We start from the raw sequence: 26,223 nt of genomic DNA on the forward strand, positions 1-26,223 counted from the left end.
GCTAGGGCGCGCTTCCGCACCACGACACGTCGAACCCGGAGAGCGTGACCAGCTGATCGCCGGTGCGCAGGTCCAGCAGGGTGGTGTGCAGGGTGGTCGGCAGCGGCAGCAGCAGTTCGTCGTAGGGATTGTTCGCCACGTCCGGCGCGACGGTCACGGCGGCGTACTGCCCGCTCGGCGACGCGCACATCTGGATGATCGAGGAGTCGTCGCCGACCTCGAACACCGGCGTCGCCGTGCCATCCGGATCGACCCGGATCACGGCCTGACCGGTCGGGGCGCCGGAGTCGTTGCGCTGCACGACGTGCTGCAGGGTGCCGCCCGGGAAGGGCACGATCTCGGAGGGCATGCCGTAGTCGGGATCGGTCGCCGGCAGGGGCTCCTCGGTGCCGTCCTCGAGCGAGAGTTCGATGAACGTTCCCTCGGTGCGCTCGATGATGGCGGTGTCACGGGTCGTGCCGAGCAGTTCGGCCACGAGGCCGAAGTCCTGGGCGGGTGCGTCGCCGGCGCGGTCGTCGAGGATCAGCTCATTCGAGAAGTCGACGAACAGCACCTTCGACGAGTCCGGCACGAACTCCCAGTCCGAGACACCGACGTCCTCCCCGCCGACCTGCACGACGGAGGGGCCACTGGAGCCGTCCAGCGGCTGCGTCACCAGCACGCTGGCCCGTCCGCTGGTCTCGGTGACGTCGGCGTCGGAGTAGGCGTAGCCGACGAGACCGCCGCGGTCGGAGACCTGCAGGCTGGTGATGTATCCGTCGCCGGGGAGCTTCAGGTCGCGCTGCCTGTCGCCCTTGTGGTCCATGACGATCAGGCGGGACCCGCCGTCCTCCTCGACCACGACCACGAGGCTGTCGAGCGTCGCCCGGAAGTCCACGATCTTCGAGCTGGAGAACACCGGCACGCCGTTCTCGCCGGACAGGTCGGAGGCGAAGATCTTGTCTTTCTTGTCGCTGCGCTGCAGCAGGAAGATCTGCGACTTCGGCGTGGTGAACGTCGTGGAGAGGTCGGCCGTCGGGCTTCCGCCTTCGGCAGCTGCATCCTTGACGGTCACCGTGAACTTCGTGGTGTCGTCGAGGGCGTCCGTGAAGCGGATGCCGAGGCTGCTGCCGTCCACCTTGACGGTGAACGGGACAGCGGGCTCGACGCTCACCTGCGCGGCGTCGACGGCGGCGAGGTCGTGGTTCGTGTCGAAGGTCAGCGTCGTGCCGGATGCCTCGACGGCGCGCGCCGGATCGAAGTCGACGCCCAGCACCCGCAGCGACTGCGAGAACACGAAGGCGAAGATGCCACCGGCGATCAGGAGCACAGCGGCGACCGCGGCCAGCACGATGTAGAGCCTGCGACGGCGCTTGTACGCCGAGCCGTCGGACTCCGGTTCCGCGGACGGCTCCCACGGCACCGGGTCGAGACGGGAGACCGGGGACGTGGGTGTGGGCACGGGCGGGACGTCACCCGGCTCGGAGGCCGACGACCGGCGCGGCCCGGGTGGCTGCTCGTCGGCAGTGCCGACCGGCGACTGTCCTGGATTCCCCGTCCGGCGCGGCCCGGGAACGGATTCGGATGCCGCCTGCGCCGGGGTTCGCGCGCTCGGCGAGCGACGCGGGCCTGGAGCTCTCCCGGCCGACTCGGCGGCGGCCTCGGCGGCGGCTGCCGCCGCAGCAGCGGCAGCCGCGAAGACGGCGGCTCGCTGCGGGTCGGATGCCGATGCGGCGTCGGGCTCCTGGTCCATCAGCTCCGGACGGATGGGCTCGCCGCCCGCGCCACGGCGACGCATGATCGCCGGGATGCGGGGCTCGCGTTCGGGCTCGGGCTGGACCGGCATCGGGGTGACGGGCTCGCCATCCTCGGGTTCCGGCCCCATGATCTCGGGTCGGATCGGCTCCCGACGCGCGCGCTCCGATGCGTTGGAGTCGCGGGGTCGGGAGTCGGGGACGTCGCTGCGAGTGCCCACCCCAGGGCGGTCAGTCCAGGAGGCCGGTGCGCCGGTCGCCGGGGAATCAGCAGCCGGCGCTCCGGCCGAGGGCGCGCGGGCGCCCGCCGCAGGCGCTTTGGCCGCAGGGTCACCGGTCGTGGGGGCGCCGGTCGCCGGGCCATCGAGTTCGGGCGCGCCAGCCGAGGGCGCGGAGGCACCGTTCGTCGGAACGCCGGCCGAGTCCGAGGGGGCAGTGGCCGCAGGGTCACCGGGCGCGGGTGCAGGCGTCGAAGTCGTCGAAGGCGTCGACCGCTCGTCGGAAGGCACTGTCGGTGCTCCGGCATCCGCGGGATCCGCCGTCTGGCCCGCGGCGGCCTTCGCGGCCGCTTCTGCGGCCTCGCGCTGCGCACGCAGCTGCGCGCGGGTGAGAGGCGCGTCGCCGCCGCTCATACGAGGGGCTCCGCCTTCTGCAGCATCCGACCCGTCACTCGCCGGCGTCCTGACTGGCGGCGCAGTCGGCGCACAGACCGAAGATGTCGACGACGTGCTCGGCGTCGCGGAAGCCGTTCTGCGCAGCCGTGCGCTGCGCCCACTGCTCGACGTCCTTCGCCTCGATCTCGACTGTGAGACCGCAGGAGCGGCAGATCAGGTGATGGTGGTGACCCTGCGTGGTGCACGCCCGGTACAGCGCCTCACCCTCGGGGCTCTGCAGCGAGTCGGCCTCGCCGGATGCCGCAAGCCCGGCGAGCGTGCGGTAGACCGTGGCGAGTCCGATGCCGGTGTTCGCCTCCCGGAGCGCGGCGTGCAGGCTCTGCGCACTCACGAAGCCCTGCGTGTCGCCGAGCGCATCGCGCACGCGTTCCCGCTGCCAGGTGTTCCGCTGAGCCATGCTCCGAGTCTAGGCCGCGCCGGTGTGGGATGCCTGGGCCGCGGCTCCGTCCGTCGGCGCCTCTCGAGTGAACCGGTTGCCGACGGCGAGATCGCGTTCACTCACTGGAGAGCGACGCCCCACCGCTGGCACGCCCCGAGTGAACCATTTCACGACGAGTGCACCGGTTGTCGACCTCGGCAAGTGGTGCAGTCGACGACAACCGGTGCACTCGCCAGCTCGCGGTGCACTCCACGCCCGGCCCCCGGAGCTCCCCACGCGACACCGCGCCTGTGGGACGCGCAGGGTCAGGCGGCGATCCCGGCGACGATCGCGTCGACGGCGGATGCCGCGAGGCGGCGCTGCTCGGAGGGCGGCATCGCCGCGAGCGGGCCATGCAGACAGAGTTCCGCGAAGCCGTGCACGGTCGCCCAGCACGACCAGGCCGCTGCGGGTGCGGCATCCGCCGGCAGTGCGCCCTGCGCGACCAGGTCGCCGAGGGCGGCGGCGAGCGCGCGGAACGCGGGGGTCGTCGCGATGTCCTCCGGCCCGAGAGACCGGCCTCCGAAGAATGCGACCGAGAACCAGCCCGGCTCCTGCAGCGCGAAGTCGATGTAGGCGAGGCCGATCGTGCGCAGCCGCGCTGCCGGGTCGGATGCCGCTCCTGCGGCCATCGAGGCGGCCACCTGCCCGAGGATCGCGGCCGCGACGGCCTCGCGCAGCGCCGCGAGGTTCGGGTAGTGCCGATACGCCGCGTTCGGCGAGACGCCGACGCGGCGGGTGACCTCGCGCACCGAGAGCGCGTCGATTCCGCCCTCCCGAGTGGTGTCGAGGCCTGCCTCGACCAGTGCGGCTGCGAGGTCCCCGTGATGATAGGCCACCCTCTTGCCCTCCCGCCCGCCGATGTGTACGGTGTGAACATATCAGATGTGGACGCCGTGAACATAGGAGTGATCATGACCGCGCTTCCCCCTGTCGTCGACGAGCAGACCTGGCGCGACGCGCTGGCCGAGCTGCGTGTGCGCGAGAAGGCCGCCACGCGCGAGCTCGACGCTATCGCCGCCGCACGCCGCCGGCTGCCGGCCGTGAAGATGCCGGAGTACCGGCTCACCGCCGAGGACGGATCGACCGTCACGCTCGCCGACATGTTCGACGGACACAGCCAGCTCGTCGTCTACAACCACATGTGGACGGACGGGGCGACATGGCAGTGCTCCGGCTGCACCGGAGGAACTGCACAGTTCGCCCGCCCCGACATCGTCGAGCCGCTCGACGTCCGCTTCGTCGCGGTCACGAACGGGCCGATGGACGAGATCCTCGCCTACAAGAAGCGGGTCGGCAATCAGATGACCTGGTTCTCGTCGGCCGGCAGCCCGTTCGGCGCCGACGTGGACGCAGGTCCGGGCGAGGGCTTCGCCTACAACGTGTTCCTGCGCGACGGCGATGACGTCTACCGCACCTGGCACACCACCGGCCGCGGCGCCGAGCAGTTCATGCTCAGCTTCGCCATCGCCGACGTGCTGCCCTATGGCCGCCAGGAGGAGTGGCAGGACGTACCCGAGGGCTGGCCGCAGCATGCGACCTACGAGGGCTGGCCGTCGTCGAAGGACATCGCCGAGCGCTACGGCGATCCGGCCGCGTGAAAGCTCAGGCCGTCCGGCGCACGCGTCCGCGGATGCGCTGCACGGCCCAGCATCCGAGGTAGATGAGGAACGAGATCGTCGTGATGTAGGGGCTCACCGGCAGGGTGCCGGCGAGCGCCAGCAGGATGCCGCCGACGGCGGCGACGAATCCGAACAGCGCGGCCAGCAGCGGCACCGCGATCGGCCCGGCGCTGACGCGCATCGCGGCGGCGGCCGGCGTGACCAGCAGCGCCATCACCAGCAGTGCGCCGATGATGTGCACCGCCACCGCCACGATCAGGCCGAGCAGCACCATGAACAGCAGCCCGACGACGCGGGTCGGTACGCCGCGAGCAGCCGCGGACACCGGGTCGAGCGAGTCGAAGCGCAGCGGCCGCCACATCAGCAGCAGTCCCGCGAGCACCACGACGCCGATGCCGATCAGCCAACCGAGGTCGGGACTCGACACCGCGACGATCTGCCCGGTCAGCAGCGTGAATCGGTTGGCACTGCGGCCGTCGTAGAGAGACAGGAACAGGATGCCGAGGCCGAGGCCGAACGGCATCAGCACTCCGACCAGGGAGTTGCGCTCTCTGGCGCGGGTGCCGAGCAGGCCGATCACGATGGCCGCGACCAGTGCGCCGCCGATCGATCCGGCCACGACGCTGCCGCCGAACAGCAGCGCGGCGGCGGCGCCGGCGAAGGAGAGCTCGCTGATGCCGTGCACCGCGAACGCGAGATCGCGCTGCATCACGAACACGCCGATGAGACCTCCGACCAGGCCGAGCACCGCTCCGGCGATGATCGAGTTCGACAGCAGCGCGACCAGCTCGCCGTAGTCCTGGAACGAGAAGATGTCGCTCCAGCCGAGCGCGAGGGGGATCATGCGAAACCTCCTGGCACGTCGCCGATCTCATGCTCGTGATCGTGCTCGTGCTCATGCCGCGTCTCGGCATCCGGCGCCCCGACCACCACGAGGCGGTCACCGGCCCGCAGCACGAAGACGGCGGTGCCGTACAGGTCGGTGAGCACATCGCTGCGCAGCACCTCCTGCGGGCGTCCGAGCACGAACCGGCCAGAGGCGATGTAGAGGATGCGGTCGACCTTGCCCAGCAGCGGGTTGATGTCGTGCGTGACCAGCAGCACCGCCGCATCCTTCTCGCGACGCTGACGATCGATGATGTCGATCACCGCGCGCTGGTTCGCCAGGTCGAGGTTCGACAGCGGCTCGTCGCAGAGCAGCAACGCGGGGTCGTCGGCGAGGGCCTGGCCGACGCGCAGCCGCTGCTGCTCGCCGCCGGACAGCAGGCCGACCGGCCGATCGGCGAAGTCGGTCGCGCCGACGGCCGCGAGCAGCTCGTCGACGCGCTCGCGTTCGCCGCGGCGCGGGATCGGCAGCCCGAAGCGCGTGCCGTGCACGCCCAGCGCCACGAGGTCGCGCGCACGCATCGACGTGTCGACGGGGAACGGATGCTGCTGCGGGATGTAGCCGACGCGCCTGTTCCCGGTGTGGATCGGCTCGCCCTCGAAGCGGATGTCGCCGGCTGAGAGCGCCTGCAGGCCGAGGACGGCGCGCAGCAGGGTCGTCTTGCCGGAACCGGACGGGCCGAGCACCGCGATCAGCTCGCCGGGGTGCACATCGAGATCGAGGCCCGACCAGAGCTCGCGGTCCTCACGGCGCAGAGCGGCACCGCGGATCTCGAGGATGGGCGGGCGGTCGATGGGAGACCCGGGAACCCGCCGGCGCGCAGCGCCGCTCACCGGTCGAGCGCGTCGGCGAGGCTCTGGATCGCGTCGTGCATCCACTCAGCGTACGACTGATCCGCGGCGAGCAGCTCGCTGAACGGCACCACGGGGATGCCGACCTTCTCGGCGGCGCCGGTGACCTCGCCGGTCTCGCCCCCCGAGGTCTGCACGGTGGTGAGCACCGCATCGACCTGACGGGAGTCGATCAGCTTCCGCGCGGCGAGCAGGGTCGCCGGGGCGACGTCGTTGCCCTCCTCGACAGCCTCGGAGAAGCCGTCGGGTGTGACGTCGTCGAGGCCCATCGCCGCTGCGAGGTAGCCCGGCAGAGGCTCGGTCATGAAGATCGGGCGCCCCTCGTTCGCCTCGTGCAGCGTGCCGAGCTCCTTCTCGAAGGCCTCGAGCTCGGCGACGAGCTTCTCGGCGTTCTTCGCGTACTCGGACTCACCCTTCGGGTCGAGCTCGGTGAGATCCTCGGAGACGTGCTCGACGACGTGGATCATGGTGTGCACGTCGAACCACACGTGCTCGTTGAAGCCCTCGATGTGGTCGTGGCCCTCGTGGCCCTCCTCGCCGTCGTGGTCGGCGGCGTGGTCCTCGTGCTCCTCCTCCGCCCCGGGGAAGTCATGCGAGAACTCGACGGCGGTGATCACCGTGGCATCCGATCCGTCACGGAGCGACTCCATGAAGGCGTCGTAGCCGCCGCCGTTCTCGATCACGAGATCGGCCTTGCTGACGGAGAGCCGGTCGCGGGCGGATGCCTCGTAGGAGTGCGGGTCCTTCGCGGCGTCGTCGATGATGCTCGTGACGTCGACCCGGACGCCGCCGATGGTCGCGGCGATGTCTCCGTAGACGTTGGTCGAGGCGACGACCTGCACGCGGCCGTCGTCGGATGTCGCCGGCGACGAGCATCCGCTCAGCGCGAGCGCGCCGATCGTCGTCGCTGCCGCCAGAACCACCCATGCCGTCTTCTTCATGAGTACGACACTAACGGATATGAGAATCATTCTCAAAAGCGGAACGCCGCCTCGCTCTTCGTCTCGTCGCTGGCGCTCCTCGCTCAGGACCCGGAGCTCCGGGTCCTGAGCGAGCGGAGCGAGCGCCGTACTGAGCGAGCGAAGCGAGTCGAAGTGACGAAGGACGCCCTCAACGATCGGTCGGTGCGAGCCAGACGGTGGTCTCCGCCGGCAGGATGCCGGGTTCGATCGGCCTGCTGGCAAGTACGACCTCACCGTCCAGCGGATACGGCTCGATGCCGAAGTTCGTCACGACCTGCCAGCCGTTCGGCCGGACGAAGCGCAGCACGTCGTCGCGACCGGTCTCGATCCATTCGAGTTCCTCACCGGTCTGCAGCTCGTGCCGCAGACGCAGCGCCTCACGGTACAGGTTCAGGGTCGACTCGGCATCGGCCGCCTCGGCGTCCACGGCGTACTCCGAGAACCAGGCAGGCTGCGGCAGGTGGGCGCCGTCGGCGCCGAACCCGAACGACGATCCGGATGCTGTCCAGGGCAGCGGCACGCGGCATCCGTCCCTGCCCAGGCCGTCGAACTCGCCACCGCGGAAGAACGCGGGATCCTGCCGCTGCTCCGGCGTGATCGCGGCGACCTCGTGCAGGCCGAGCTCCTCACCCTGGTAGAGGTACGTGCTGCCGGGAAGCCCGAGCAGCAGCAGGGTCGCGGCGCGCGCCCGGCGCGCGCCGCCCTCACGGTCGAGGAGCTCCTCCGGCCCGCCTGCCGCCACCCATTCCGTGCCCTGTTTGACCGCGCGACCGTTCAGCGCGGGCAGCCCGTAGCGGGTGGCGTGCCGGGTCACGTCGTGGTTCGACAGCACCCACGTCGTCGACGATCCGGTCGTCCGGGCCTGCGCGAGGTTGTCCGCGATGATCGTGCGGAACTGCGCGGCGTCGAAGTCGGCGACGAGCAGGTCGAAGTTGAACGCCTGACCCAGCCCCTCCGCCGATGCGTACTTCGCGCGGCGCTCCGGAGTCTCCACCCACGCTTCCGCCACCGCCGTGCGCGGCGGGTCGTACGAGTCGAAGACCTCGCGCCACTCGGCGTACACCTCGTGCACGTCGTCGCGGTCGAACAGCGGGTGGTTGCCGTCGCGCGGGATCGCCGCCAGTTCGGCGGTGGAGGGCAGCGGCTCGGTGAGATCCTTCGTCAGCATGTGCGCGACGTCGATGCGGAAGCCGTCGACCCCGCGGTCCGACCAGAAGCGCAGCGTCTTCACGAAGTCCGCGCGCACCTCGGGGTTCGCCCAGTTGAGGTCGGGCTGCTCGACGGCGAAGTGGTGGAAGTACCACTGCCCGTCATCCACCCGCTCCCAGGCTCCCCCGCCGAACGTCGACTGCCAGTCCGTCGGCGGCTCCGCCCCGTCGGGGCCGCTGCCGTCCCGGAAGATGTACCGCTCGCGCGCGGCGGATCCGCGCCCCGCAGCGAGCGCCTCCTGGAACCAGGCGTGCAGGTTCGAGGTGTGGTTCGGCACGATGTCCACCACGACCTTGATCCCTCGCGCGTGCAGCGCGGCGACCATGGCGTCGAAGTCCGCGAGCGTGCCGAGCCGCGGATCGACGTCGCGATAGTCGGCGACGTCGTATCCGCCGTCGGCCAGCGCGGAGGGATAGAACGGGCTCAGCCACACTGCGTCGATCCCGAGATCGGCGAGGTAGTCGGCGCGCGACAGGATGCCGGGGATGTCACCGATCCCGTCGCCGTTCGCGTCGGCGAAGCTGCGCGGATAGATCTGGTAGACGACGGCCTGGCGCCACCATGCGGGTGTCCGCTGGTCTTCGGGGGTGTCGATGACGAGCGCATCGGTCATGAGAGGTGAGGCTCCTTCGTGTTCTCTTCGGTGTCGGTCGTGGTGAACGTTCGGTGGTCAGCCCTTGACAGCGCCCTGCGTGACGCCCTCCATCACCCAGCGCTGCGTGAAGAGGTAGGCCACGATGGCCGGGGCCATCGCCATGAGGTAGGAGGCGAACGAGACGTTGTAGTTGTTGCTGAACTGGGTCTGGAAGAGGTTCTGCCGCACGGGCAGCGTCTGCAGCGCGGGATCGGAGATGATCAGCGACGGCATCATGAAGTCGTTCCAGGCGTACAGGAAGGCGAAGATCCCGACCGTGGCGCTCATCGGCCCGAGCAGCGGGAAGATGATCCGCCAGAACGTCTGCCACGTGCTCGCACCGTCGATGCGGGCGCTCTCCTCGAGCTCGAGCGGGATCGACCGCAGGAACGCGGTGAACAGCAGCACGCTGAAGCTGAGCTGGAACATGGTCGCGAGGATGATCACGCCGAACGGGTTGTCCAGCCCCACGCGGCCGGTGAGCTGGATCTGCGGCAGCGCCACGACGGGGAACGGGATGAACATCGCCGCGAGCAGGTAGAAGAACGACCAGCGGAACAGCCGGCGGTCCCAGTTGCGCACGATCGCGTAGGACGCGAAGGCGGCGAGGATGATGGTCGCCACGACGGTCCCGGCCGTGACGAGGAGCGAGATGCCCGCCCCGACCGGGAACTTCGTGAGGTTCCAGGCCTGCACGAACCCGTCGATCGAGAACGGCGCCGGCAGCGAGAACGCGTTGCCGTCGACGGCCTGGTTCGTCGTCTTGAACGCCATCGAGATGGTGACGTACAGCGGGAGCAGCACGGTGACGGCGCACAGGATGAGGATGATCGTGGCCGACCAGTTCACCCGCTCCATCCGGATGCGGGGTGCACGGCCCTTGCGGCCGGCTCGGCCCTCGCGGGCGGCCTCCGCCTCGACGGCGATGAGTGTCTGCGTTGACATCAGAGTGCGTTCCTTCCGCGGGTCAGCGAGAGCTGAAGGAGGGAGATGAGGACGGCGACGATGAAGAAGATCGTCGCGTTGGCCATCTGGTAGGCGTAGTCGCCGCCGTTGAAGCCGGTGATGATGGTCATCGCGATGCTGCGGGTGGCGGTGCCCGGCCCGCCGTTGGTCAGACCGACGATGATGTCGTAGGCGTTCAGGAAGCCCTTGAATCCGAGGATCACGTTGATGACGACGTAGCCGGCGACCAGCGGCAGCGTGATGCGGACGAGTTGCTGCGGCTTCGAGGCGCCGTCGATGTCAGCCGCCTCGTAGACGTCGCCCGGCACCGACAGAAGCCCGGCGATGTAGATCAGCAGCGTGCCGGGGATCGCCTGCCAGGCGGTGACGGCGACGATCGCCGTCCAGGCCAGATCAGCATTGGCCAGCAGACTGGTCTGCAGCCACTCGATCCCGAGCGCCGAGCCGAGGGCCGGCAGGGAGTTCGAGAACAGGAAGTTGAAGACGTAGGCGATGATGATGCCCGAGATCACCATCGGGATCACGAACACCGCACGGAGCCCGGTCTTCATCCGGATGCGGGAGGTGAGCCCGACCGCGAGCAGGAACGCGATCACGTTCACGACGACGACCGTGGCGATCGAGAAGCCGAACGTGAACAGGTAGCTCTGCAGGATGGCCGGATCACTGAACAGGGCGATGTAGTTGGTGAGCCCGTTGAAGCTCCAGTCGCCGATGCCGATGGAGTCGGTGAAGCTGAAGAAGATGCCGATGACCCCGGGCACCGTGATCGCGAGCGTGAACAGCACGAGGCTGGGCAGCAGGAACAGGAAGTAGATCGGCTCGACCCGGCGGCTGCTCCGTCGGATCGTGCGGTCGCCCGCGGTGACGATCGTCGTCGTGGTGGTCATTTCGCGGACTCCTTCGTCTCGCTCTTCAGCACCGGAGCACGGAACGCCACGCGCGCCCAGTCGGCGTCCATGGTCGCCAGGACGGATGCCGGATCGGCGCCGAGCGCCATCGCCTGTGCGTAGTTGAAGACCGGGATGGTCTTGGGCACGAGCACCGATGGCCCCTGGTAGATGCGCCCGGAGTCGACGTACTCGATCATTCCCTCGATGCGGGGGTCGTCCGGCGCGGGGGCGCTCTCGGTCGGCGTGAAGCCGAGCTGCGAGGCGTTGTACTCCTCGATGTTCTCGGGTTCGTACAGGTACTCCAGGAAGTCGCGTGCAGCCTCCTTGTGCCGGGATCCCTCGGGGATCATCGCGGCGAGGTCGAGGTTGACGCGCACGGCGAGGTCGTCCTCGCTGTCGGTCATCGGCAGCGGGAAGGTTCCGAGTTCGAGGTCGGGCGCGGTCTTGGCGATCTCGCTGAAGGCCCACGGTCCCTGCAGGTACATCGCCGCCTTGCCCTGGGCGAAGGCGAGGTTGCCGTCGTTGTAGCCGCGGCTCGGGGCGTCCTCGTTGATGTACGACTTCAGCAGCTGCTGCATCCGGTCCATCGGCTCGGCGAAGTCCTTCGAGAACGAGGTCTCGGAGCTCGGCCCGACGTCGGCGCCCTCGACCTTGAGGGCGTCGAAGAAGTCGATCACGTCGAGCGAACCGCCAACGGTGTAGTCGAACCAGCCCTGTCCGACGGTCCAGTCGTCCTTGAGCGTGGCCTCGAAGGGCGTGACACCGGCGGCCTTCAGCGCTTCGCACGCGGCGAGCAGCTCGTCCCACGTGGTCGGCACGTCGATGCCGTTGTCGGCGAAGATCTGCTTGTTGTAGATCACCGACGCCGCCATCACGGAGTACGGCAGGGCGCTGGTGCGTCCTGCGCACACCCCGTACTGGTCGAGCAGCGGCTGGTAGTCGTCCTTGATCTCGGATGCCGCATCGGTGTCGCCGAGGTCGCTCAGCGCGCAGCGCTCGACGAAGCGCGAGACCTCCATGTTGTAGTTCGCCAGCATGATGTCCGGCGGATTCCCGCGCACGAAACTGGCCGAGACCACGTCGACGCCGGAGGTGTCGATCACGACCCGGACCTTGTCCTGCGAGGAGTTGTACTTCGCCACCAGGTCGGTCATGAACGCGATCGCCTCGCGCTTGCTGAATGTGAAGCGGATCGTCTCGCGGCCGTCGGCCGAGCAGCCGGCGAGCAGGGCCCCACCGAGGACCATCACCGCCCCGGCAGCGACCAGGCGCCGCATCCGTGTCAATCGTCGAGACACCGTCGTCCTTCCGTCGTGCTAGATCCTTCGATTAAATCTAGTCACCAAATCAACTTGTCAAGACGGTACTCTCTGTGTGGGAGGAGGGTCAAGACCCATGACGATTTCCGCCGCGGGCCGCGCGAGCGTCGCAGCCGTCCTCGACTTCGCCTGGAGTGCGGGCGCGTTCACCGCGACCGACGCGATGACGTCGACCGCCCTGACCCGGTCGACGGTGATCGAGGCGATCGACACGCTGGCCGGCATCGGCATCCTCCGTGAACTGCCGAACGCCCGCTCCGCCGGGGAGTACCGCGGCGGAAGGCCCGCCCGGCGGTTCGAGATCGCCGACGACCTCGGCGTCGTGATCGGGATCGACTCCGGTCTCTCGCATCTCGCGGTCACCGTCGCCGACCCGTTCGAGACGGTCCTCGCGCATCGGCGCATCGAGGTGCCGCGCACCGCGTCGGCGGGTGCCCGTCGGCGCACGCTCGGCGGCCTGCTCGACGCGGCGCTCGGCGAGGCCGGCGTCGAGCGCGACAGCGTGCTCGCGCTCTGCGCGGGCGTCGCAGCCCCGGTCAACCGTGACGGCATCTCTCCCCCGCACCCCGACGGGTTCTGGGAACGCACCAACCCCGACCTCGCGGATCTGCTCGGCGACTGGGCGCCCGTCGTCGACGTCAAGAACGACGCATCCCTCGCCGCCGCCGCCGAGGGCGCCGGCGGCGCCGCGATCGGATGCCAGGACTACGTCGCCCTGCTCGCCGGCGAGCGCTTCGGCGCCGGCGTCGTCGTCGACGGCCATCTGCTGCACGGCGCGCACGGCGGCGTCGGTGAAGGCGTCGTGTTCGACCACGTCGTCGGTGTCGGTACCGCGTACGGACTGCGCTACGCGATCGAACGCGAGGTGCGCGCCGCCGTCGCCGCCGGCGACTTCGCCGGCTCTGGCGCGGTCGGCGTGCTCGCTGACGGCAAGGACATCGACCCGCGCACCGTGCTCGAGCTCGCCGCCGGCGGCGATGCGGATGCCGCAGTGATCGCCGATCGGGTCGGCGAGACCGTCGCCATCATCATCGGCGTGCTCGGCAGCACCTTCGACCCGTTGCGAGTGATCGTGTGCGGTGCGGTCGCCGACAGCATCGAGCCGGTGCTGGCGGCGGCCCGGCGCAGCCTGCCGTCGCAGCTGCACCTGCCCGCGCCGGAGCTGATCGCCTCGGCCCTCGGCGCCGATGTCGTGTCACTGGGCGCGGTCGCGACCGCCCGTGATGCCGCGCGCACCCGTGCTGTGCCGGCGATCGCGCAGCGGCGGCTACAGGCCTGAGCTCGCGCGAGGTCTGATCCGCAGATGGCGGACCAGATGACGGATGGCGGAGTGCACCGCGGTGAGTCGCCCGCCGGACGCAAATACGTCCGCCACCTGCAAGTGTGGCAACCCCAACGCCGCACCCGGCAGCAGACCAGCATCCACTTCCGCCTGCAGATGGCGGACCGAATGACGGATGGCGGAGTGCACCGCGGTGAGTCGCCCGCCGGACGCAAATACGTCCGCCACCTGCAAGTGTGGCAACCCCAACGCCGCACCCGGCAGCAGACCAGCATCCACTTCCGCCTGCAGATGGCGGACCGAACTCCGGATGGCGGATCCGACCGCGGCGAGTCGCCCGCCGGACGCAGAAACGTCCGCCACCTGCAAGGGCAGAGCGGACTCAGTCCACCAGCAGCGCGGGCTCCTCGAGGATCGCGGCGACGTCGGCGATGAAGCGGCTCATGCCGTCGCCGTCGATCACGCGGTGGTCGAACGAGCCGGCGACCGTGGTGACCCAGCGCGGGCGCACCTCGCCGTCGACGACCCAGGGCTTCTGGGCGATCGTGCCCATCGCGACGATGCCGGCCTCGCCCGGGTTGATGATCGGCGTGCCGGCATCCATTCCGAAGACGCCGATGTTCGTGATCGTGAACGTGCCGCCCTGCTGATCGGCCGGAGCGGTCTTGCCCTCGCGGGCGGTGAGCGTCAGGCGGTTCAGCGCGCGGGCGAGATCCTTCATTCCGAGCGTCTGGGCATCCTTGATGTTCGGCACGATCAGCCCGCGCGGCGTCGCCGCGGCGATGCCGAGGTTCACGTAGTGCCGCACGGCGATCTCGGCGCCGTCGGCCGTGTCGACCCAGGCGGCGTTGACCATCGGAGTGCGGCGCAGCGCCCAGATCACGGCGCGCGCCATGATCAGCAGGGGCGACACCTTGATGTCGGCGAAGTCGGGCGAGGCCTTCAGCCGCTTGACGAGCTCCATCGTGCGGGTGGCGTCGATCTCTTTCCACACCGTGACATGCGGGGCCGAGTAGGCACTCTGCACCATCGCGTTGGCGCTCGCCTTGCGCACGCCCTTCACCGGGATCGCCTCGGTGCGTCCTTCGTCTCGCTGCGCTCGCTCAGGAACAGGATTCAGCCCGCGGGCGAGGCCCACCGGCGCGGGTGCCGGCGCCGGGACGACCTCCTCGCGCACATCGCCCCACTCCGGGGTCTCGATGTTGCGGAAGACGCTGGCCTGCGAGGCGTGCTTCATGACGTCGTCGCGAGTCACCTCGCCGTCGGCACCGGTCGGCGTAACGGATGCCAGATCCACGCCCAGGTCGCGGGCGAGCTTGCGGATCGGGGGCTTCGCGATCACCCCGACGGACGAACGCACCGGGCGCTCGGCCGGCTTCCGGCGCCGCGAGGTCGCTCCTCCCCCGGTGCCGTAGCCGACCAGCACGGCGCCGCCGCCCTCGGCGGCCGGTGCCGGCCCTTCGTCTCGCTTCGCTCGCTCAGGAGCCGCAGCATCCGCCGTCTCGGTGACGAACCTGATGATCGGGGTGCCGACGTCGATCGTCTTCCCCTCCTCGACGAGCACCTCACCGACCACGCCGGCGTGCGGCGAGGGCAGCTCGACGAGCGACTTCGCCGTCTCGATCTCGCAGATGACGTCGTTGACCGCGACGGTGTCGCCAGGGGCGACCTTCCAGCTGACGATCTCGGCCTCGGTGAGGCCCTCGCCGACGTCGGGGAGGGTGAAGGTCTGAGTGCTCATGTGAGGTTCCTTCGGATCAGTAGGCGAGGGAGCGGTCGACGGCTTCGAGGACGCGGTCCGCGTCGGGCAGGTAGGCGCCCTCGAGCTTCGCCGGCGGGAACGGGGTGTCGAAGCCCGAGACGCGCAGCACGGGAGCCTCGAGCGCGTAGAACGCGCGCTCCATCACGGTCGCAGCGATCTCGCTGCCGACGCTGGTGTGCTGCGGGGCCTCCTGCGCGTAGACCATCCGCCCGGTGGAGCGCACGGAGTCGAGGATGGGCCCGTAGTCCACCGGCGACAGCGAGCGCACGTCGATGACCTCACAGCTGGTGCCCTCGGCCTCGGCGAGCGCCGCGGCCTGCAGCAGGGTCGTGACCATGGCGCCATGGCCGACGAGGGTGACGTCGGTGCCGCGGCGCACGACGCGGGTCGCGTGCAGCGGAGCGGCCGAGGCGTCCAGCTCGACCTCGCCCTTCTGCCAGTACTTGCTCTTCGGCTCGAGGAAGATCACCGGGTCGTTCGAGGCGATCGCCTCCTGGATCATCCAGTACGCGTCGTTCGGCGTCGAGGGGCTGACCACGCGCAGGCCGGGAGTGTGCGTGAAGTACGCCTCCGGGCTCTCCTGGTGGTGCTCGATCGCACCGATGTGCCCGCCGTAGGGGATGCGGATGACGACCGGCAGCGACAGCGAGCCCTCGTGCCGATTGGTCAGCTTCGCGAGCTGCGTCGTGATCTGGTCGAACGCGGGGAACACGAAGCCGTCGAACTGGATCTCGCAGACCGGACGGAATCCGGCCATCGCGAGGCCGATCGCGGAGCCGACGATGCCGGACTCGGCGAGCGGGGTGTCCAGTACGCGTCGGTCGCCGAACTCCGCCTGCAGGTGCTCGGTGACGCGGAAGACACCGCCGAGCGGGCCGATGTCCTCACCCATGAGCAGGACGCGCGGGTCGTCCTGCATGGCCTTGCGCAGGCCGGCGTTCAGCGCCTTCGCGAGGGGCATGGTCTCGATGGTCACTGTGCGCCCTCCTCGAAGGATGCCTCGTAGTCGGCGAGCCACTTCTCCTGCTCGGCCATCAGCGGATGCGGCTCGCTGTACACGTGCCGGAAGATCGCGTCGGGTCCGGGCTCGGGCAGCGCGACGCTGCGGGAGCGCAGGTCCTCCGCGGCATCCGCCGCCTCGGCGTCCACGTCGGCGAAGAGAGCTTCCGATGCTCCCCTTCCGAGAAGGTAGGTTCGCATGCGCGCAATCGGGTCGCGCAGCGCCCACTCCTGCTCCTCGGCGTTGCCGCGGTACTTCGTGGGGTCGTCGCTCGTGGTGTGCGCGCCCATTCGGTAGGTGACCGCCTCGATCGCGCGGGGGCCGCCGCCGGCGCGCGCCTCGTCGAGCTGCCTGCGTGAGACGGCGTAGCTGGCGAGGACGTCGTTGCCGTCCACACGCACCGACGGGATGCCGTAGCCGGCACTGCGTCCCACCAGCGGGACCTTCGACTGCGTGGCGACGGGCACCGAGATGGCCCAGTGGTTGTTCTGCAGGAAGAACAGCACGGGAGCGTTGTAGCTCGCGGCGAAGACCATCGCCTCGTGCACGTCGCCCTGGCTGGAGGCGCCGTCGCCGTAGTAGACCACGACGGCCTCGTCGCGCTCGGGGTCGCCGCTGCCGCACCTGCCATCGAACGCGAGGCCCATGCCGAAGCCGGCCGCGTGCAGCGTCTGCGAGCCGAGCACCAGCGTGTAGAGCCGGGTGTTGCCGTTCTTCGGGTCGGTGGGGTCCCAGCCGCCGTGGGAGACACCGCGCATCAGCTTGATGATGTCGACGGGGTCGACGCCGCGGATCCGGGTGACGACGTGCTCGCGGTAGGACGGGAAGATCGTGTCCTGCGGGCGGGCGGCATGGGCCGAGCCGACCTGCGCGGCCTCCTGCCCGCGGCTCGGCGGCCAAAGGGCCAGTTGGCCCTGACGCTGCAGGTTGGTGGCCTGGGTGTCGATCGCGCGGATGACGACCATGTCGCGGTAGAACTGCTCGAGCTCGGCGTCGGTGAGCGCCTCGATCAGGGGCAGGTACTGCTCTGCGGCATCCGTCGGAGCGAACCGTCCGTCGGCGTCCAGGACGCGGACGAGGGGGGTCTCAGAAGAGGTCACCCGCTCCACGGTACCCGCGCCCGCATGCCCGGTCACGCATAGTTCGGGGGCCCTAGTACTTGCTCGGAAACCCACCGGTCGTTGAGCGAGGGAGCGCAGCGACTGAGACGAAACGCCGGAGCGCCCTTCGTCTCGCTCCGCTCGCCCATGACCCGGGGGTCAGCGGTCAGCGGACGGCGGCAGCGACCTCGAGGATGCGCGAGAGCGACTCCTCCTCGCCGACCGAGATGCGGATGCCGTCGCCCGAGAACGGGCGGACGATCAGGCCGGCGGCGACGAACGCCTCGGCGATCTCGTCGGTGCGCTCCTTGGTGCGCAGCCACACGAAGTTGGACTGCGAGTCCGGCACCTTCCAGCCCAGCTCGCGCAGGGCCGCGACGAGACGGTCGCGCCGCTCGACGATCACGGCCACGCGCTCCATCAGCTCGTCCTCGGCATCCAGGCTGGCGATGGCGGCGTTCTCGGCGGCGCTGGTGACCGACAGCGGAATGCCGGTGGTGCGGGCCGCGTCGAGCACCCGCGGATGCCCGATCGCGTACCCGACGCGGAGCCCTGCGAGGCCGTACGCCTTGGAGAACGTCCGCAGCACGACGACGTTCGGATGCTTCTCGAAGACGCGCTCCTTCAGACCGTCCACGGCCTCGGGGTCGGTCACGAACTCGGCGTAGGCCTCGTCGAGGACGACGAGCACGTCCTGCGGGACGCGGGCGATGAAGGCGGCGAACTCGGCACTGGTGATGATCGGGCCGGTCGGGTTGTTCGGGGTGCACACGATGACGACGCGGGTGCGGTCAGTGATGGCGTCGGCCATGGCGTCGAGGTCGTGCCGCGCGCCCGGTGCGAGCGGCACCTGCACGCCGGTGGCCCCCGCGACCAGAGGCAGGCTCGGGTAGGCCTCGAAGGAGCGCCACGCGTAGACGACCTCGTCGCCCACGCTCGAGGTGCCGAGCACGAGCTGGTGCAGGATCGACACCGAGCCGGCGGCGACGTGCACGGCGTCCGGCGCGACGCCGTACTTCTCCCCCAGCCGGGCCCGCAGGGCGCCGGCCGTGGCATCCGGGTAGCGATTCACCGGGGTCGTGTGCTGCAGCGCCTCGACGACCGACGGCAGCGGCTCGAACGGGTTCTCGTTGCTGGACAGCTTGAACGCGTCGGCACCCGCCTGCTTGCCCTGGCGATACGGCGGCAGCGCCGCGATCTCGGGACGGATGCGGGGCAGGATCGGCTCAGTCACGGTACGAGTCTAAGAGGCCGGGCAGATCGGTGGAATCCCGGGCATCCTGCGGGAAATCACGGACCGGATGCGCGGGCCGCGGCGCGTTCTGCGACCCGAGTGGCCGGCACACCGAACGGCGGACGTACGGTCTGTGATCTCCAACGAGATCGGCCGGGCGGATGGCCCGAGTGGTACCATTTTGGTATGGCTATGACGGTTCGACTCCCTGCGGAACTCGATGCGCAGCTCGAGGACATCGCGCGTGCCCGACATGTGTCGAAGCACGCCGTGATCATCGAAGCGGCCGAGCGGTTCGCGTCCAGCGAGGCGAAGACGGCCAGGGTTCTCAGCGCCGTCGACGAGATCGCCGACCAGTACGCCGAGACGATCACTCGACTCGAAGACGCATGACGATCGAGTACATCGATCCCGAGCAGGCGCTTGCCGTCGTGGCTCGACTCGGCCTGCATGTCCGCGACCAGGGACTGCTCTTCTCCGCACTCGCTCGACCTGCGGCCAGCATGTTCGGCGTCGACGCATATCCGACGATCGAGGAGAAGGCCGCCGCACTCATCAGCTCGATCGCGCAGAATCACTCACTTTTCGACGGGAACAAGAGGCTGTCGCTGTTCCTGACCTTCGCCTTCCTGAAGATCAACGGGTACGAGGTGACATTCGCGCAGGACGAGGCGTTCAACCTCGTCCTGGATGTCGCGCAGAGCAGACTGGAGCTGCCCGAGATCGCGGCACGCTTCGCCGCGCACGTGCGGCGATGAGAGAACGACACCTTCTGGCCGCCTGAGACCGTTTCGTCTCGGTCGCAAGCTCCCTCGCGGGGCGACCGGGGCGTCAGCGGCCGTAGGCAGCGGCGAGGCGCTCCAGGGCCGCGGTGATCGCGTGGGCGGGGGCGGCGAGGTTCATCCGCTCGAAGCCCTCACCCTCGGGCCCGAAGATCGACCCCTCATCGAAGAAGACGTGCGCCTCCTGCTCGTTGATGCGCTTGAGCTCCTCGGCGTCGTGGCCGAAGGCGCGGAAGTCCATCCACTGCAGATAGGTGCCCTCCAGGTCGAAGACGGTGACCTCCGGCATCCGCTCGGCCATGAACGCACGCACCAGCGCGTGGTTCGAGGCGACCAGCTCGATGAGGTGCTCCAACCAGGGTTCCGCCTCGGTGTACGCGAGACGGCATGCCTCGAAGCCGAGCGCGTTCAGCGTGAAGAAGCCGGTGCGGGTGCGCTCGTCGTTGTAGGTCTCGCGCAGCACGGGGTCGGTGATGACGATGTTGCTGGTCTGCATGCCGGCGAGGTTGAAGGTCTTGCTCGGCGCGGTGCACACGACGGTGCGCGCGGCGATCTCGGGGCTGAGCGTGGAGAACACGGTGTGCGTGCTGCCGGGAAGGACCAGGTCGAAATGGATCTCGTCGCTGATCACGATGAGGTCGTTCTCGAGCGCGATGCGCGCCACAGCCTCGAGCTCGTCGCGCTCCCAGACCCGGCCGGTGGGGTTGTGCGGGCTGCAGAACAGCAGCACCTTGTTGCGCGGGTCCTTCGCCTTGGCCTCGAGGTCTTCGAGATCGAGACGCCACCGCCCGTCGCGCAGTACCAGCGGGTTGCCGACGACCGTGCGGCCGTTGGAGAGGATGCCACGGTAGAACGGGTAGTACGCCGGGGTCTGCACGATCACGCCGTCGCCCTGCTCGGTGAACGCGCGGATGGCGGTGAAGAAGGCGGGCACGATGCCGGGGGCGAGCGAGATCTGCTCGCGGTCGACGGTCCAGCCGTGCCGGCGCTGGAACCAGCCGGTCACCGCGTCCCAGTAGTCGTCGGTCGCGATCGTGTAGCCGAGCACGGCGGTGCGGAGGTGCTCGCGCAGTCCGTCGATGATCTCGGGTGCGATCGCCAGGTCGAGGTCGGCGACCGAGAAGGGTGAGATGCCCGGCGGAACGTCGGGGTTCGCCTCGCGCATCTCCTCCCACTTGGCGGCACCGGTGCCGGTGCGGTCGATCACCGTCTCGAAGTCGTAGGCCATGCTCCGAGTCTTCCACGTCCGCCGTGGGCGAAGGATGCCGCAGACTCACGGAGCAACACGCGTGGCTGATGCGCTGACGGCCGTTCGGCTGTCAGACTCGGAGCATGCGATTCCTCGTCCGCGTCGTCGTCAACGCCTTCGCCATCTGGGTCGTCACCCTCATGCCGGTGCTCCAGGTGAGCGTGCGCCCGTTCCCACCCGGTCGCGACCTGCAGATGATCATCACGCTGCTCGGCATCGCGCTGATCTTCGCGCTGGTGAACACCATCGTCGGGACGGTGATCAAGGTCATCGCGTTCCCGCTGTACATCCTCACGCTCGGGCTGATCGGCCTGATCATCAACGGGTTCCTGCTCTGGCTGACCGCCTGGATCACGCACTTCTTCGGCTGGGGCCTCGAGGTGAACTCGTTCTGGTGGGGAGTCGTCGCGGCGATCGTGATCTCGCTGATCAACTGGATCTTCTCGATCATCCTGCGCCCGCAGCGCAAGGCGGCCGAGCGGCACTGAGTCACCTCAGTCCTTCTCGTGCGCACGATACGCGAAGGACTCGACCTTCGTCGCGGCGTCGAGCTCACCCCAGCGCTCCCGCAGGGCCTCGACACGGGGATCGCCGGAATCGTCCACGAGTTCCGCCGTGTGCTCGTACGAACTCGGCAGGTGTCCGCCGACCACAGTGGACGACGCCGTGTCGCGCATCGCGATGAAGCTGTCCTTCGAGCCGGTCATGCCGGCGGACCCGTTGGATGAGAGTGCGCCTCCGACCACCTCGTTCGTGTTCCGCAGTTCGGCCACGAGCGTGCGTGCGCCCAGCGCCACCGTCGTCGGGCTGCCGTAGGTCGTCAACGTCCTGACGTCGAAGTCGCCCTCCGCCGCGAGGAACGTGCCGATCAGCCCGCCCTGGGAGTACCCGACGATGTCGATGGTGTCGCCGGACTTGATTCCGGCGTCGGCCATCGCCTGCCGCACCGCCTCGTAGGACGCGCTCATATGGCGGTGGAGGTACATGTCGACATTCGACTTCATGTCCCACGGGCTGTCGTTCAGGTTCAGCCCGTCATCCGTCCCGTCGATGAACACCTGGTACTGCGCGGTGCCGTCCGGCATCGTGTACCTGTCGATCCTGACCTGCTGATCCTCCCCGTTGTCGCGGAGCCGCCGGAAGGCCTCCTTCGTACCCTTGGGCGGCCGGACCGACGCTGCCGTCGGGTCCAGTGTCACGATCCGCTCCAGCGCGACAGTGGGAGCCCGGCCGGTGAGTCGCTCACCCGGCTCGATCGTTCCCAGGCCTCGCTGCTTCGCATACTCGGAGCCCCAGCCCAGCCCGCCCGTCACTGCGCCGGCCGTCAGGAACCCGAGCGGTCCGCCGAGGACCATGGGGAACAGCCACCAGGCCCAGCTTGCGGTGTCCGCCGCGATCTCTGAGCCGCTGTACCTGTTGCCTTCCCAGGCCCGCAGCCATGCACCCGCTTCTTCTGCGACGCGCGGGTCGGATGCCAGCATGTCCAGCCGTCTCCTCAGATCGACGGGGAAGTCAGCCCCGGCTGCCTCCTGCCGCGCACGCAGATCCGCATACTCGAAGGCGTCGGCCATGAGCCTGACTCGCATCGCATGTTCCTGTGCGTCCGAGTGCGTCCGGTCAAGACGCGCCACGCTGTCCCAGAGCGCACCGGCGTCGGCCCTGGTTCGCAGCGAGGGTGCGTCAGCGACCGACGCCCAGGCCCGGCGGAGAGCGGCCACCGCTGCCCCGAGCGCGCTGCTGACGGCGTCCAGCTGCACTGCCACCACCCGCATGTCCTGGGTGTCGACGGCGATCGCACCACCCGAGAAGATCTGCAGCTCGGCGCGTTCCGCGATCACCTCGTGTGGCGTGACCGCGCCGGCGCGCTCGGTCATCGGTGGCACGTCGAAGCCGGCGGCGCCGCCTCTCAGATCGGGATCGGCCCGGCCCGCCATCACGACATCACCCCCTCGAGCCGACTGTGCAGCTCACGCACCGCGACGATGCCCTGCTGCACCTGCTGCCGGAACCCGAGGATCCGTGCGTGAACGAGCTGACCGGCTGTCACCTGCCAGTCCGTCGTGTCGGCGAGAGCATCGAGAAGAAGCCCCGTCGTGTACAGCCCGTTCACGGCCTCCTCCAGCGCCGCTGACGCGACCACCCACGCCCAGGCGTCCTGCTGTGCTGCCCCGTCGGCGGCGGTGATGTCGATCATGCCCACCAGGATGCTCGGGTCGCGGCATCCGCTCTTCGGGCCGACCCGTGATCCGCGCGGCGCTGTGCAGAACTCGAGATGAACTCCGCCTGTGGGATGCGGGTCGCGCCCCCCACCGCACCGGCCTGGAGAGCAGAATGGAACGATGACAGACCCGGAGCCCTTCCGCGTCATCTTCGTGTGCACGGGCAACATCTGCCGCTCGCCGATGGCCGAGGTCGTCCTGCGCGCCCTCGCCGACGAGCACGGGCTGGGTTCGCGCCTGGTGTCCCGCAGCGCGGGCACCGGCGACTGGCACCTCGGCGAGCGCGCCGACCAGCGCACCCTCGATGCCCTCGACCGGCACGGATACGACGGGTCCCTGCACCGGGCGAAGCAGTTCTCCGCGGCATCCTGGCGCGAGAACGACCTGGTGATCGCGCTGGACCGCACCCACGAGCGCATCCTGCGCGAATGGGCGCGCACCGACGACGACGAGGGCAAGGTCACACTGCTGCGCTCCTTCGATTCGCACGCGTCCAGCATGGACGTACCGGATCCGTACTACGCCGGCCCCGAGATGTTCGACTCGGTGCTCGATATGATTGAGATCGCGACCCGCGGCCTGTTCCGACAGCTCGAACCGGCGCTGCGACTTCCGCGCGCGCGGGCCTGACTACCGGAGGTACTCCCCTGTCCACGCAGCTTCCCGCCCAGCCGCTCAGCCCGCTCGACGGACGCTACCGCGCCGCCACGACCGGCCTCGCCGACTACCTCTCCGAGGCGGGCCTGAACCGCGCACGGGTCGAGGTCGAGGTGGAGTGGATCATCGCGCTCACCGACCGCTCGATCTTCGGTACCTCCCCCCTGGCGGACGCCCAGAAGGAGCAGCTGCGCGCGCTCTACCTGGACTTCGGGCAGGACGAGATCGACTGGCTCGCCGCCAAGGAGGCCGTCACCCGTCACGACGTCAAGGCCGTCGAGTACCTGGTGCGCGACCGGCTCTCGACGCTCGGCCTGGACGCGATCGCTGAGCTCACGCACTTCGCGTGCACCAGTGAGGACGTCAACTCCGCCTCGTACGCGCTCACCGTCAAGCGCGCGGTGGAAGAGGTCTGGCTGCCGGCCCTCGACGCCGTGATCGCCAAGCTGCGCGAGCTGGCCGTGGAGCACGCGGATGCTCCGATGCTGTCGCACACCCACGGTCAGCCGGCCACGCCGTCGACCATGGGCAAGGAGCTCGCCGTCTTCGCGTGGCGTCTGGAGCGGGTGCGCGGCCAGATCGCAGCATCCGACTACCTCGCCAAGTTCTCCGGCGCGACCGGCACCTGGTCGGCGCACCTCTCGGCCGAGCCCGACGTGGACTGGCCGACCGTCGCCCGCGAGTACATCGAGGGCATGGGCATCGGCTTCAACGTGCTGACCACGCAGATCGAGTCGCACGACTGGCAGGTCGAGCTGTACGACCGCATCCGTCACGCCGGCGGCATCCTGCACAACCTCGCCACCGACATGTGGACCTACATCTCGATGGGCTATTTCGCGCAGATCCCGGTCGCGGGCGCGACCGGCTCGTCGACCATGCCGCACAAGATCAACCCGATCCGGTTCGAGAACGCCGAGGCGAACCTCGAACTCTCTGCCGCGCTGCTCGGCTCGCTCTCGCAGACGCTGGTCACCAGCCGGATGCAGCGCGACCTGACCGACTCGACCACGCAGCGCAACATCGGCGTCGCGCTCGGGCACTCGCTGCTCGCTCTCGACAACCTGCGCCGCGGCCTGAACGAGGTCTCGCTCTCGCGCGAGGTGCTGCTGGCCGATCTCGACGCCAACTGGGAGGTGCTGGCCGAGGCGATCCAGACCGTGATCCGCGCCGAGGTCGTCGCCGGGCGCTCCACGATCGAGGACCCATACGCGCTGCTCAAGGAGCTCACCCGCGGCCACCGCGTCGGAGCGGCCGAGCTGGCGGCGTTCGTCGAGGGCCTCGAGATCGGGGATGCCGCGAAGCAGCGCCTGCTGGCGCTGACCCCGGCGACCTACACGGGTCTCGCCGAGCAGCTCGCCCGATGAAGGCGGTGCACAGCACCGACGTCGCCGCGATCCAGCTGCCGCACACCCTGTTCGCCACCGCGCAGACGCCGGTGTACGCCGTGGAAGGGGTCGACGAACTGCTCGACGACTGCCAGGCGGCGCTGGAGTCCTGGGAACGCGGCGAGGAGGCCTCGCTGCGGGCGAAGGATGTCGTGGTGCGGGAGATCCCCCGCACTCGCAGCTTCATCTCCGGCTACGACGCGAAGACGGTAGACGACTTCCTCGACGGCGTCGCCGCGCAGCTGGCGGAGTACGAGCGCAACTTCTGACGCGCCCGGTCATCGTCGCTTTCCGTCATATTCGGAGGCGGTTCACGTCCTCACCTACGTTGGTTAGGTAACCCTAACCAACCGGAGGACACATGACGGACGTCACCATCGCGCCCACGGACGCGGCGCACACCACACCCCGCACAGAGCGCTCCCGCGCTCAGGTGCCCGGCATCCTGCTGGGCGTGCTGCGCATCGCGCTGGGATGGCAGCTTCTCTGGGCCGGACTGGACAAGGTCTTCGGACTGGGACTGGCCACCGAGCCCGGTAAGGCCCTGATCAACGGGTTCTCGCCCACCCGCGGGTATCTGGAGTTCGGGCTCGACCCCGCTGGCATCGCCTACGGCGCGCTGCATCCGCTCGCCGGCCACCCGGTCGTCGACGCGCTGTACCTGCTCGGAACCCTCGGCGCCGGGATCGCCCTGCTGCTCGGCGTCGGCGTGCGCGTCGCGGGGCTCGGTGCGGCCACGTTCATGCTGCTGCTCTGGGTGTCGTCGTTCCCGCTGGCCAACAACCCGTTCCTCGACGAGCACCTCTTCGCCGTCGCCGCCGCCCTGCTTCTGGCGTTCTCACCCTCCGGCGACCGTCTGGGGCTCGGCCGCTGGTGGCGGTCCACCCCGCTGGTGCAGCGCTTCGGCTGGCTCGCCTGAGCATCTTCGCCGGACGCCGCGGGGGGCGGCGTCCGGCGATAGGCTCGCCCCGTGAACAGCGCTGGAGTCGTCGCCACCACTCTTCCGGAGCGCCGCACAGGAAGCCGGTACAAGGTCGAACCCGTCGATGCCTTCCTGGATGAGTGCGCGGTTGCACTGCGCTCCTGGGAGGGCGGCACCCCTGCAGCGCTGAAGGCCGACGACATCGTGCTGAAAGAGTTTCCTGCCGCCGGTCTCGGCATGGTCGGCTATGACGCGGATGCCGTCGACGACCTGCTCGACAAGATCGCTGTGCAGCTGCGCGGGCACGAACCTGATGCCGGGCCGGATACGGCCACGACGCGCGACGCGCCCCGCGATCCGCTGAGCTTCCGAGTCGTCAAGATCCTGGGCGTCCTGTCGTTCATCCTCGGCGGCGTCTACATCGTGATGCTGCTGACCGGGGCGCTCTGATTCGGAGCATC

General features: G+C 69.4%; 27 protein-coding genes. 10 read left to right on the top strand and 17 right to left on the bottom strand.

What is annotated here, in order from left to right:
• Position 1: 1 nt before the first annotated feature.
• The 3 genes from GON06_RS17375 to GON06_RS17385 all read right to left on the bottom strand — a co-directional run bounded on the left by GON06_RS17375 (position 2) and on the right by GON06_RS17385 (position 3,664).
• Positions 2-2,365, bottom strand: coding sequence for an Ig-like domain-containing protein (locus GON06_RS17375; protein WP_157313546.1), 2,364 nt, complete (start codon positions 2,363-2,365; stop codon positions 2-4).
• Positions 2,366-2,399: 34 nt separating this feature from the next.
• Complete coding sequence (locus GON06_RS17380) at positions 2,400-2,804, bottom strand: Fur family transcriptional regulator (RefSeq protein ID WP_157313547.1); 405 nt, start codon at positions 2,802-2,804, stop codon at positions 2,400-2,402.
• A 287-nt stretch (positions 2,805-3,091) separates the two neighbouring features.
• The gene (locus GON06_RS17385; protein WP_332837678.1) at positions 3,092-3,664 is read right to left on the bottom strand and encodes a TetR/AcrR family transcriptional regulator; all 573 of its coding nucleotides are present in this window, start codon (positions 3,662-3,664) and stop codon (positions 3,092-3,094) included.
• 75 nt (positions 3,665-3,739) lie between these two features.
• Here GON06_RS17385 and GON06_RS17390 point away from each other — a divergent pair, with 75 nt between their 5' ends.
• Positions 3,740-4,426 (top strand): DUF899 family protein, encoded by a 687-nt coding sequence (locus tag GON06_RS17390; RefSeq protein WP_157313548.1) that lies wholly within the window; start codon positions 3,740-3,742, stop codon positions 4,424-4,426.
• A gap of 4 nt (positions 4,427-4,430) precedes the next feature.
• Here the strand turns inward: GON06_RS17390 and GON06_RS17395 are convergent, their stop codons facing one another.
• The 7 genes from GON06_RS17395 to GON06_RS17425 form a co-directional block, all read right to left on the bottom strand.
• The gene (locus GON06_RS17395) at positions 4,431-5,291 is read right to left on the bottom strand and encodes a metal ABC transporter permease (protein ID WP_157313549.1); all 861 of its coding nucleotides are present in this window, start codon (positions 5,289-5,291) and stop codon (positions 4,431-4,433) included.
• Complete coding sequence (locus GON06_RS17400; protein WP_378735255.1) at positions 5,288-6,166, bottom strand: metal ABC transporter ATP-binding protein; 879 nt, start codon at positions 6,164-6,166, stop codon at positions 5,288-5,290. The genes GON06_RS17395 and GON06_RS17400 overlap by 4 nt, the downstream gene beginning before the upstream one ends.
• Positions 6,163-7,125 carry a metal ABC transporter solute-binding protein, Zn/Mn family gene (locus GON06_RS17405; protein ID WP_157313550.1) on the bottom strand — a complete coding sequence of 321 codons (963 nt, stop codon included), beginning with the start codon at positions 7,123-7,125 and terminating at the stop codon, positions 6,163-6,165. Before GON06_RS17405 ends, GON06_RS17400 begins: the two co-directional genes overlap by 4 nt.
• Before the next feature lie 169 nt (positions 7,126-7,294).
• A complete protein-coding gene (locus GON06_RS17410; RefSeq protein WP_157313551.1) occupies positions 7,295-8,968 on the bottom strand; it encodes a glycoside hydrolase family 13 protein in 1,674 nt (557 codons plus the stop codon).
• Positions 8,969-9,025: 57 nt separating this feature from the next.
• Positions 9,026-9,934, bottom strand: a complete 909-nt coding sequence (locus tag GON06_RS17415; protein ID WP_198346748.1) for a carbohydrate ABC transporter permease — start codon at positions 9,932-9,934, stop codon at positions 9,026-9,028.
• On the bottom strand, positions 9,934-10,845 hold the full coding sequence (locus GON06_RS17420) for a carbohydrate ABC transporter permease (protein ID WP_157313552.1): 912 nt from the start codon (positions 10,843-10,845) through the stop codon (positions 9,934-9,936). Before GON06_RS17420 ends, GON06_RS17415 begins: the two co-directional genes overlap by 1 nt.
• Positions 10,842-12,125, bottom strand: coding sequence for an ABC transporter substrate-binding protein (locus GON06_RS17425; protein WP_157313835.1), 1,284 nt, complete (start codon positions 12,123-12,125; stop codon positions 10,842-10,844). The genes GON06_RS17420 and GON06_RS17425 overlap by 4 nt, the downstream gene beginning before the upstream one ends.
• 118 nt (positions 12,126-12,243) lie before the next feature.
• Between GON06_RS17425 and GON06_RS17430 the strand changes: the two genes are divergently transcribed.
• The gene (locus GON06_RS17430; protein WP_157313553.1) at positions 12,244-13,446 is read left to right on the top strand and encodes an ROK family protein; all 1,203 of its coding nucleotides are present in this window, start codon (positions 12,244-12,246) and stop codon (positions 13,444-13,446) included.
• A gap of 385 nt (positions 13,447-13,831) precedes the next feature.
• On the opposite strand, the gene GON06_RS17435 is transcribed toward GON06_RS17430, so the two are convergent.
• From GON06_RS17435 to hisC, 4 genes are all read right to left on the bottom strand, one after another.
• The gene (locus GON06_RS17435) at positions 13,832-15,190 is read right to left on the bottom strand and encodes a dihydrolipoamide acetyltransferase family protein (protein ID WP_157313554.1); all 1,359 of its coding nucleotides are present in this window, start codon (positions 15,188-15,190) and stop codon (positions 13,832-13,834) included.
• A 16-nt stretch (positions 15,191-15,206) separates the two neighbouring features.
• Positions 15,207-16,172 (bottom strand): alpha-ketoacid dehydrogenase subunit beta, encoded by a 966-nt coding sequence (locus tag GON06_RS17440; protein ID WP_157313836.1) that lies wholly within the window; start codon positions 16,170-16,172, stop codon positions 15,207-15,209.
• Between the two features lie 11 nt (positions 16,173-16,183).
• Complete coding sequence (locus tag GON06_RS17445) at positions 16,184-17,311, bottom strand: thiamine pyrophosphate-dependent dehydrogenase E1 component subunit alpha (protein ID WP_332837681.1); 1,128 nt, start codon at positions 17,309-17,311, stop codon at positions 16,184-16,186.
• 166 nt (positions 17,312-17,477) lie between these two features.
• Complete coding sequence (hisC, locus tag GON06_RS17450) at positions 17,478-18,545, bottom strand: histidinol-phosphate transaminase (protein ID WP_332837683.1); 1,068 nt, start codon at positions 18,543-18,545, stop codon at positions 17,478-17,480.
• Positions 18,546-18,737: 192 nt separating this feature from the next.
• Between hisC and GON06_RS17455 the strand changes: the two genes are divergently transcribed.
• Both GON06_RS17455 and GON06_RS17460 read left to right on the top strand, forming a co-directional pair.
• A complete protein-coding gene (locus GON06_RS17455; RefSeq protein WP_232528522.1) occupies positions 18,738-18,938 on the top strand; it encodes a ribbon-helix-helix protein, CopG family in 201 nt (66 codons plus the stop codon).
• Positions 18,935-19,303, top strand: a complete 369-nt coding sequence (locus GON06_RS17460; RefSeq protein ID WP_157313556.1) for a type II toxin-antitoxin system death-on-curing family toxin — start codon at positions 18,935-18,937, stop codon at positions 19,301-19,303. Before GON06_RS17455 ends, GON06_RS17460 begins: the two co-directional genes overlap by 4 nt.
• A 73-nt stretch (positions 19,304-19,376) precedes the next feature.
• On the opposite strand, the gene GON06_RS17465 is transcribed toward GON06_RS17460, so the two are convergent.
• The gene (locus tag GON06_RS17465; protein WP_157313557.1) at positions 19,377-20,555 is read right to left on the bottom strand and encodes a MalY/PatB family protein; all 1,179 of its coding nucleotides are present in this window, start codon (positions 20,553-20,555) and stop codon (positions 19,377-19,379) included.
• A 104-nt stretch (positions 20,556-20,659) separates the two neighbouring features.
• On the opposite strand from GON06_RS17465, the gene GON06_RS17470 reads away from it, so the two are divergent.
• Positions 20,660-21,064, top strand: coding sequence for a phage holin family protein (locus GON06_RS17470; RefSeq protein ID WP_157313558.1), 405 nt, complete (start codon positions 20,660-20,662; stop codon positions 21,062-21,064).
• Positions 21,065-21,070: 6 nt separating this feature from the next.
• Here GON06_RS17470 and GON06_RS17475 read toward each other — a convergent pair whose 3' ends face one another.
• Entirely contained in the window at positions 21,071-22,450 is a 1,380-nt protein-coding gene (locus tag GON06_RS17475) for a hypothetical protein (RefSeq protein WP_157313559.1), read from the bottom strand.
• Between the two features lie 59 nt (positions 22,451-22,509).
• A complete protein-coding gene (locus tag GON06_RS17480; protein ID WP_157313560.1) occupies positions 22,510-22,770 on the bottom strand; it encodes a hypothetical protein in 261 nt (86 codons plus the stop codon).
• A 145-nt stretch (positions 22,771-22,915) separates the two neighbouring features.
• Here GON06_RS17480 and GON06_RS17485 point away from each other — a divergent pair, with 145 nt between their 5' ends.
• The 5 genes from GON06_RS17485 (at position 22,916) to GON06_RS18865 (ending at position 26,212) form a co-directional block, all read left to right on the top strand.
• On the top strand, positions 22,916-23,425 hold the full coding sequence (locus GON06_RS17485) for a low molecular weight protein-tyrosine-phosphatase (RefSeq protein ID WP_157313561.1): 510 nt from the start codon (positions 22,916-22,918) through the stop codon (positions 23,423-23,425).
• Positions 23,422-24,819 (top strand): adenylosuccinate lyase, encoded by a 1,398-nt coding sequence (gene purB, locus GON06_RS17490; RefSeq protein ID WP_378735393.1) that lies wholly within the window; start codon positions 23,422-23,424, stop codon positions 24,817-24,819. Before GON06_RS17485 ends, purB begins: the two co-directional genes overlap by 4 nt.
• On the top strand, positions 24,816-25,109 hold the full coding sequence (locus GON06_RS17495; protein ID WP_157313562.1) for a hypothetical protein: 294 nt from the start codon (positions 24,816-24,818) through the stop codon (positions 25,107-25,109). The genes purB and GON06_RS17495 overlap by 4 nt, the downstream gene beginning before the upstream one ends.
• Positions 25,110-25,201: 92 nt before the next feature.
• Complete coding sequence (locus GON06_RS17500) at positions 25,202-25,759, top strand: DoxX family membrane protein (protein WP_157313563.1); 558 nt, start codon at positions 25,202-25,204, stop codon at positions 25,757-25,759.
• Between the two features lie 51 nt (positions 25,760-25,810).
• Complete coding sequence (locus tag GON06_RS18865; protein WP_157313564.1) at positions 25,811-26,212, top strand: DivIVA domain-containing protein; 402 nt, start codon at positions 25,811-25,813, stop codon at positions 26,210-26,212.
• Positions 26,213-26,223: the final 11 nt, after the last annotated feature.

It is taken from the genome of Microbacterium sp. MAH-37 (assembly GCF_009758255.1).
GTDB lineage: Bacteria > Actinomycetota > Actinomycetes > Actinomycetales > Microbacteriaceae > Microbacterium.

Bases quoted from the DNA above. Each gene is read 5' to 3' on its own strand.
- GON06_RS17375 (WP_157313546.1), bottom strand. From the start codon at position 2,365: ATGAGCGGCGGCGACGCGCCTCTCACCCGCGCGCAGCTGCGTGCGCAG.
- GON06_RS17380 (WP_157313547.1), bottom strand. From the start codon at position 2,804: ATGGCTCAGCGGAACACCTGGCAGCGGGAACGCGTGCGCGATGCGCTC.
- GON06_RS17390 (WP_157313548.1), top strand. From the start codon at position 3,740: ATGACCGCGCTTCCCCCTGTCGTCGACGAGCAGACCTGGCGCGACGCG.
- GON06_RS17395 (WP_157313549.1), bottom strand. From the start codon at position 5,291: ATGATCCCCCTCGCGCTCGGCTGGAGCGACATCTTCTCGTTCCAGGAC.
- GON06_RS17405 (WP_157313550.1), bottom strand. From the start codon at position 7,125: ATGAAGAAGACGGCATGGGTGGTTCTGGCGGCAGCGACGACGATCGGC.
- GON06_RS17410 (WP_157313551.1), bottom strand. From the start codon at position 8,968: ATGACCGATGCGCTCGTCATCGACACCCCCGAAGACCAGCGGACACCC.
- GON06_RS17415 (WP_198346748.1), bottom strand. From the start codon at position 9,934: ATGTCAACGCAGACACTCATCGCCGTCGAGGCGGAGGCCGCCCGCGAG.
- GON06_RS17420 (WP_157313552.1), bottom strand. From the start codon at position 10,845: ATGACCACCACGACGACGATCGTCACCGCGGGCGACCGCACGATCCGA.
- GON06_RS17425 (WP_157313835.1), bottom strand. From the start codon at position 12,125: ATGCGGCGCCTGGTCGCTGCCGGGGCGGTGATGGTCCTCGGTGGGGCC.
- GON06_RS17430 (WP_157313553.1), top strand. From the start codon at position 12,244: ATGACGATTTCCGCCGCGGGCCGCGCGAGCGTCGCAGCCGTCCTCGAC.
- GON06_RS17435 (WP_157313554.1), bottom strand. From the start codon at position 15,190: ATGAGCACTCAGACCTTCACCCTCCCCGACGTCGGCGAGGGCCTCACC.
- GON06_RS17440 (WP_157313836.1), bottom strand. From the start codon at position 16,172: ATGCCCCTCGCGAAGGCGCTGAACGCCGGCCTGCGCAAGGCCATGCAG.
- GON06_RS17455 (WP_232528522.1), top strand. From the start codon at position 18,738: ATGACGGTTCGACTCCCTGCGGAACTCGATGCGCAGCTCGAGGACATC.
- GON06_RS17460 (WP_157313556.1), top strand. From the start codon at position 18,935: ATGACGATCGAGTACATCGATCCCGAGCAGGCGCTTGCCGTCGTGGCT.
- GON06_RS17465 (WP_157313557.1), bottom strand. From the start codon at position 20,555: ATGGCCTACGACTTCGAGACGGTGATCGACCGCACCGGCACCGGTGCC.
- GON06_RS17470 (WP_157313558.1), top strand. From the start codon at position 20,660: ATGCGATTCCTCGTCCGCGTCGTCGTCAACGCCTTCGCCATCTGGGTC.
- GON06_RS17475 (WP_157313559.1), bottom strand. From the start codon at position 22,450: ATGACCGAGCGCGCCGGCGCGGTCACGCCACACGAGGTGATCGCGGAA.
- GON06_RS17480 (WP_157313560.1), bottom strand. From the start codon at position 22,770: ATGATCGACATCACCGCCGCCGACGGGGCAGCACAGCAGGACGCCTGG.
- GON06_RS17485 (WP_157313561.1), top strand. From the start codon at position 22,916: ATGACAGACCCGGAGCCCTTCCGCGTCATCTTCGTGTGCACGGGCAAC.
- GON06_RS17495 (WP_157313562.1), top strand. From the start codon at position 24,816: ATGAAGGCGGTGCACAGCACCGACGTCGCCGCGATCCAGCTGCCGCAC.
- GON06_RS17500 (WP_157313563.1), top strand. From the start codon at position 25,202: ATGACGGACGTCACCATCGCGCCCACGGACGCGGCGCACACCACACCC.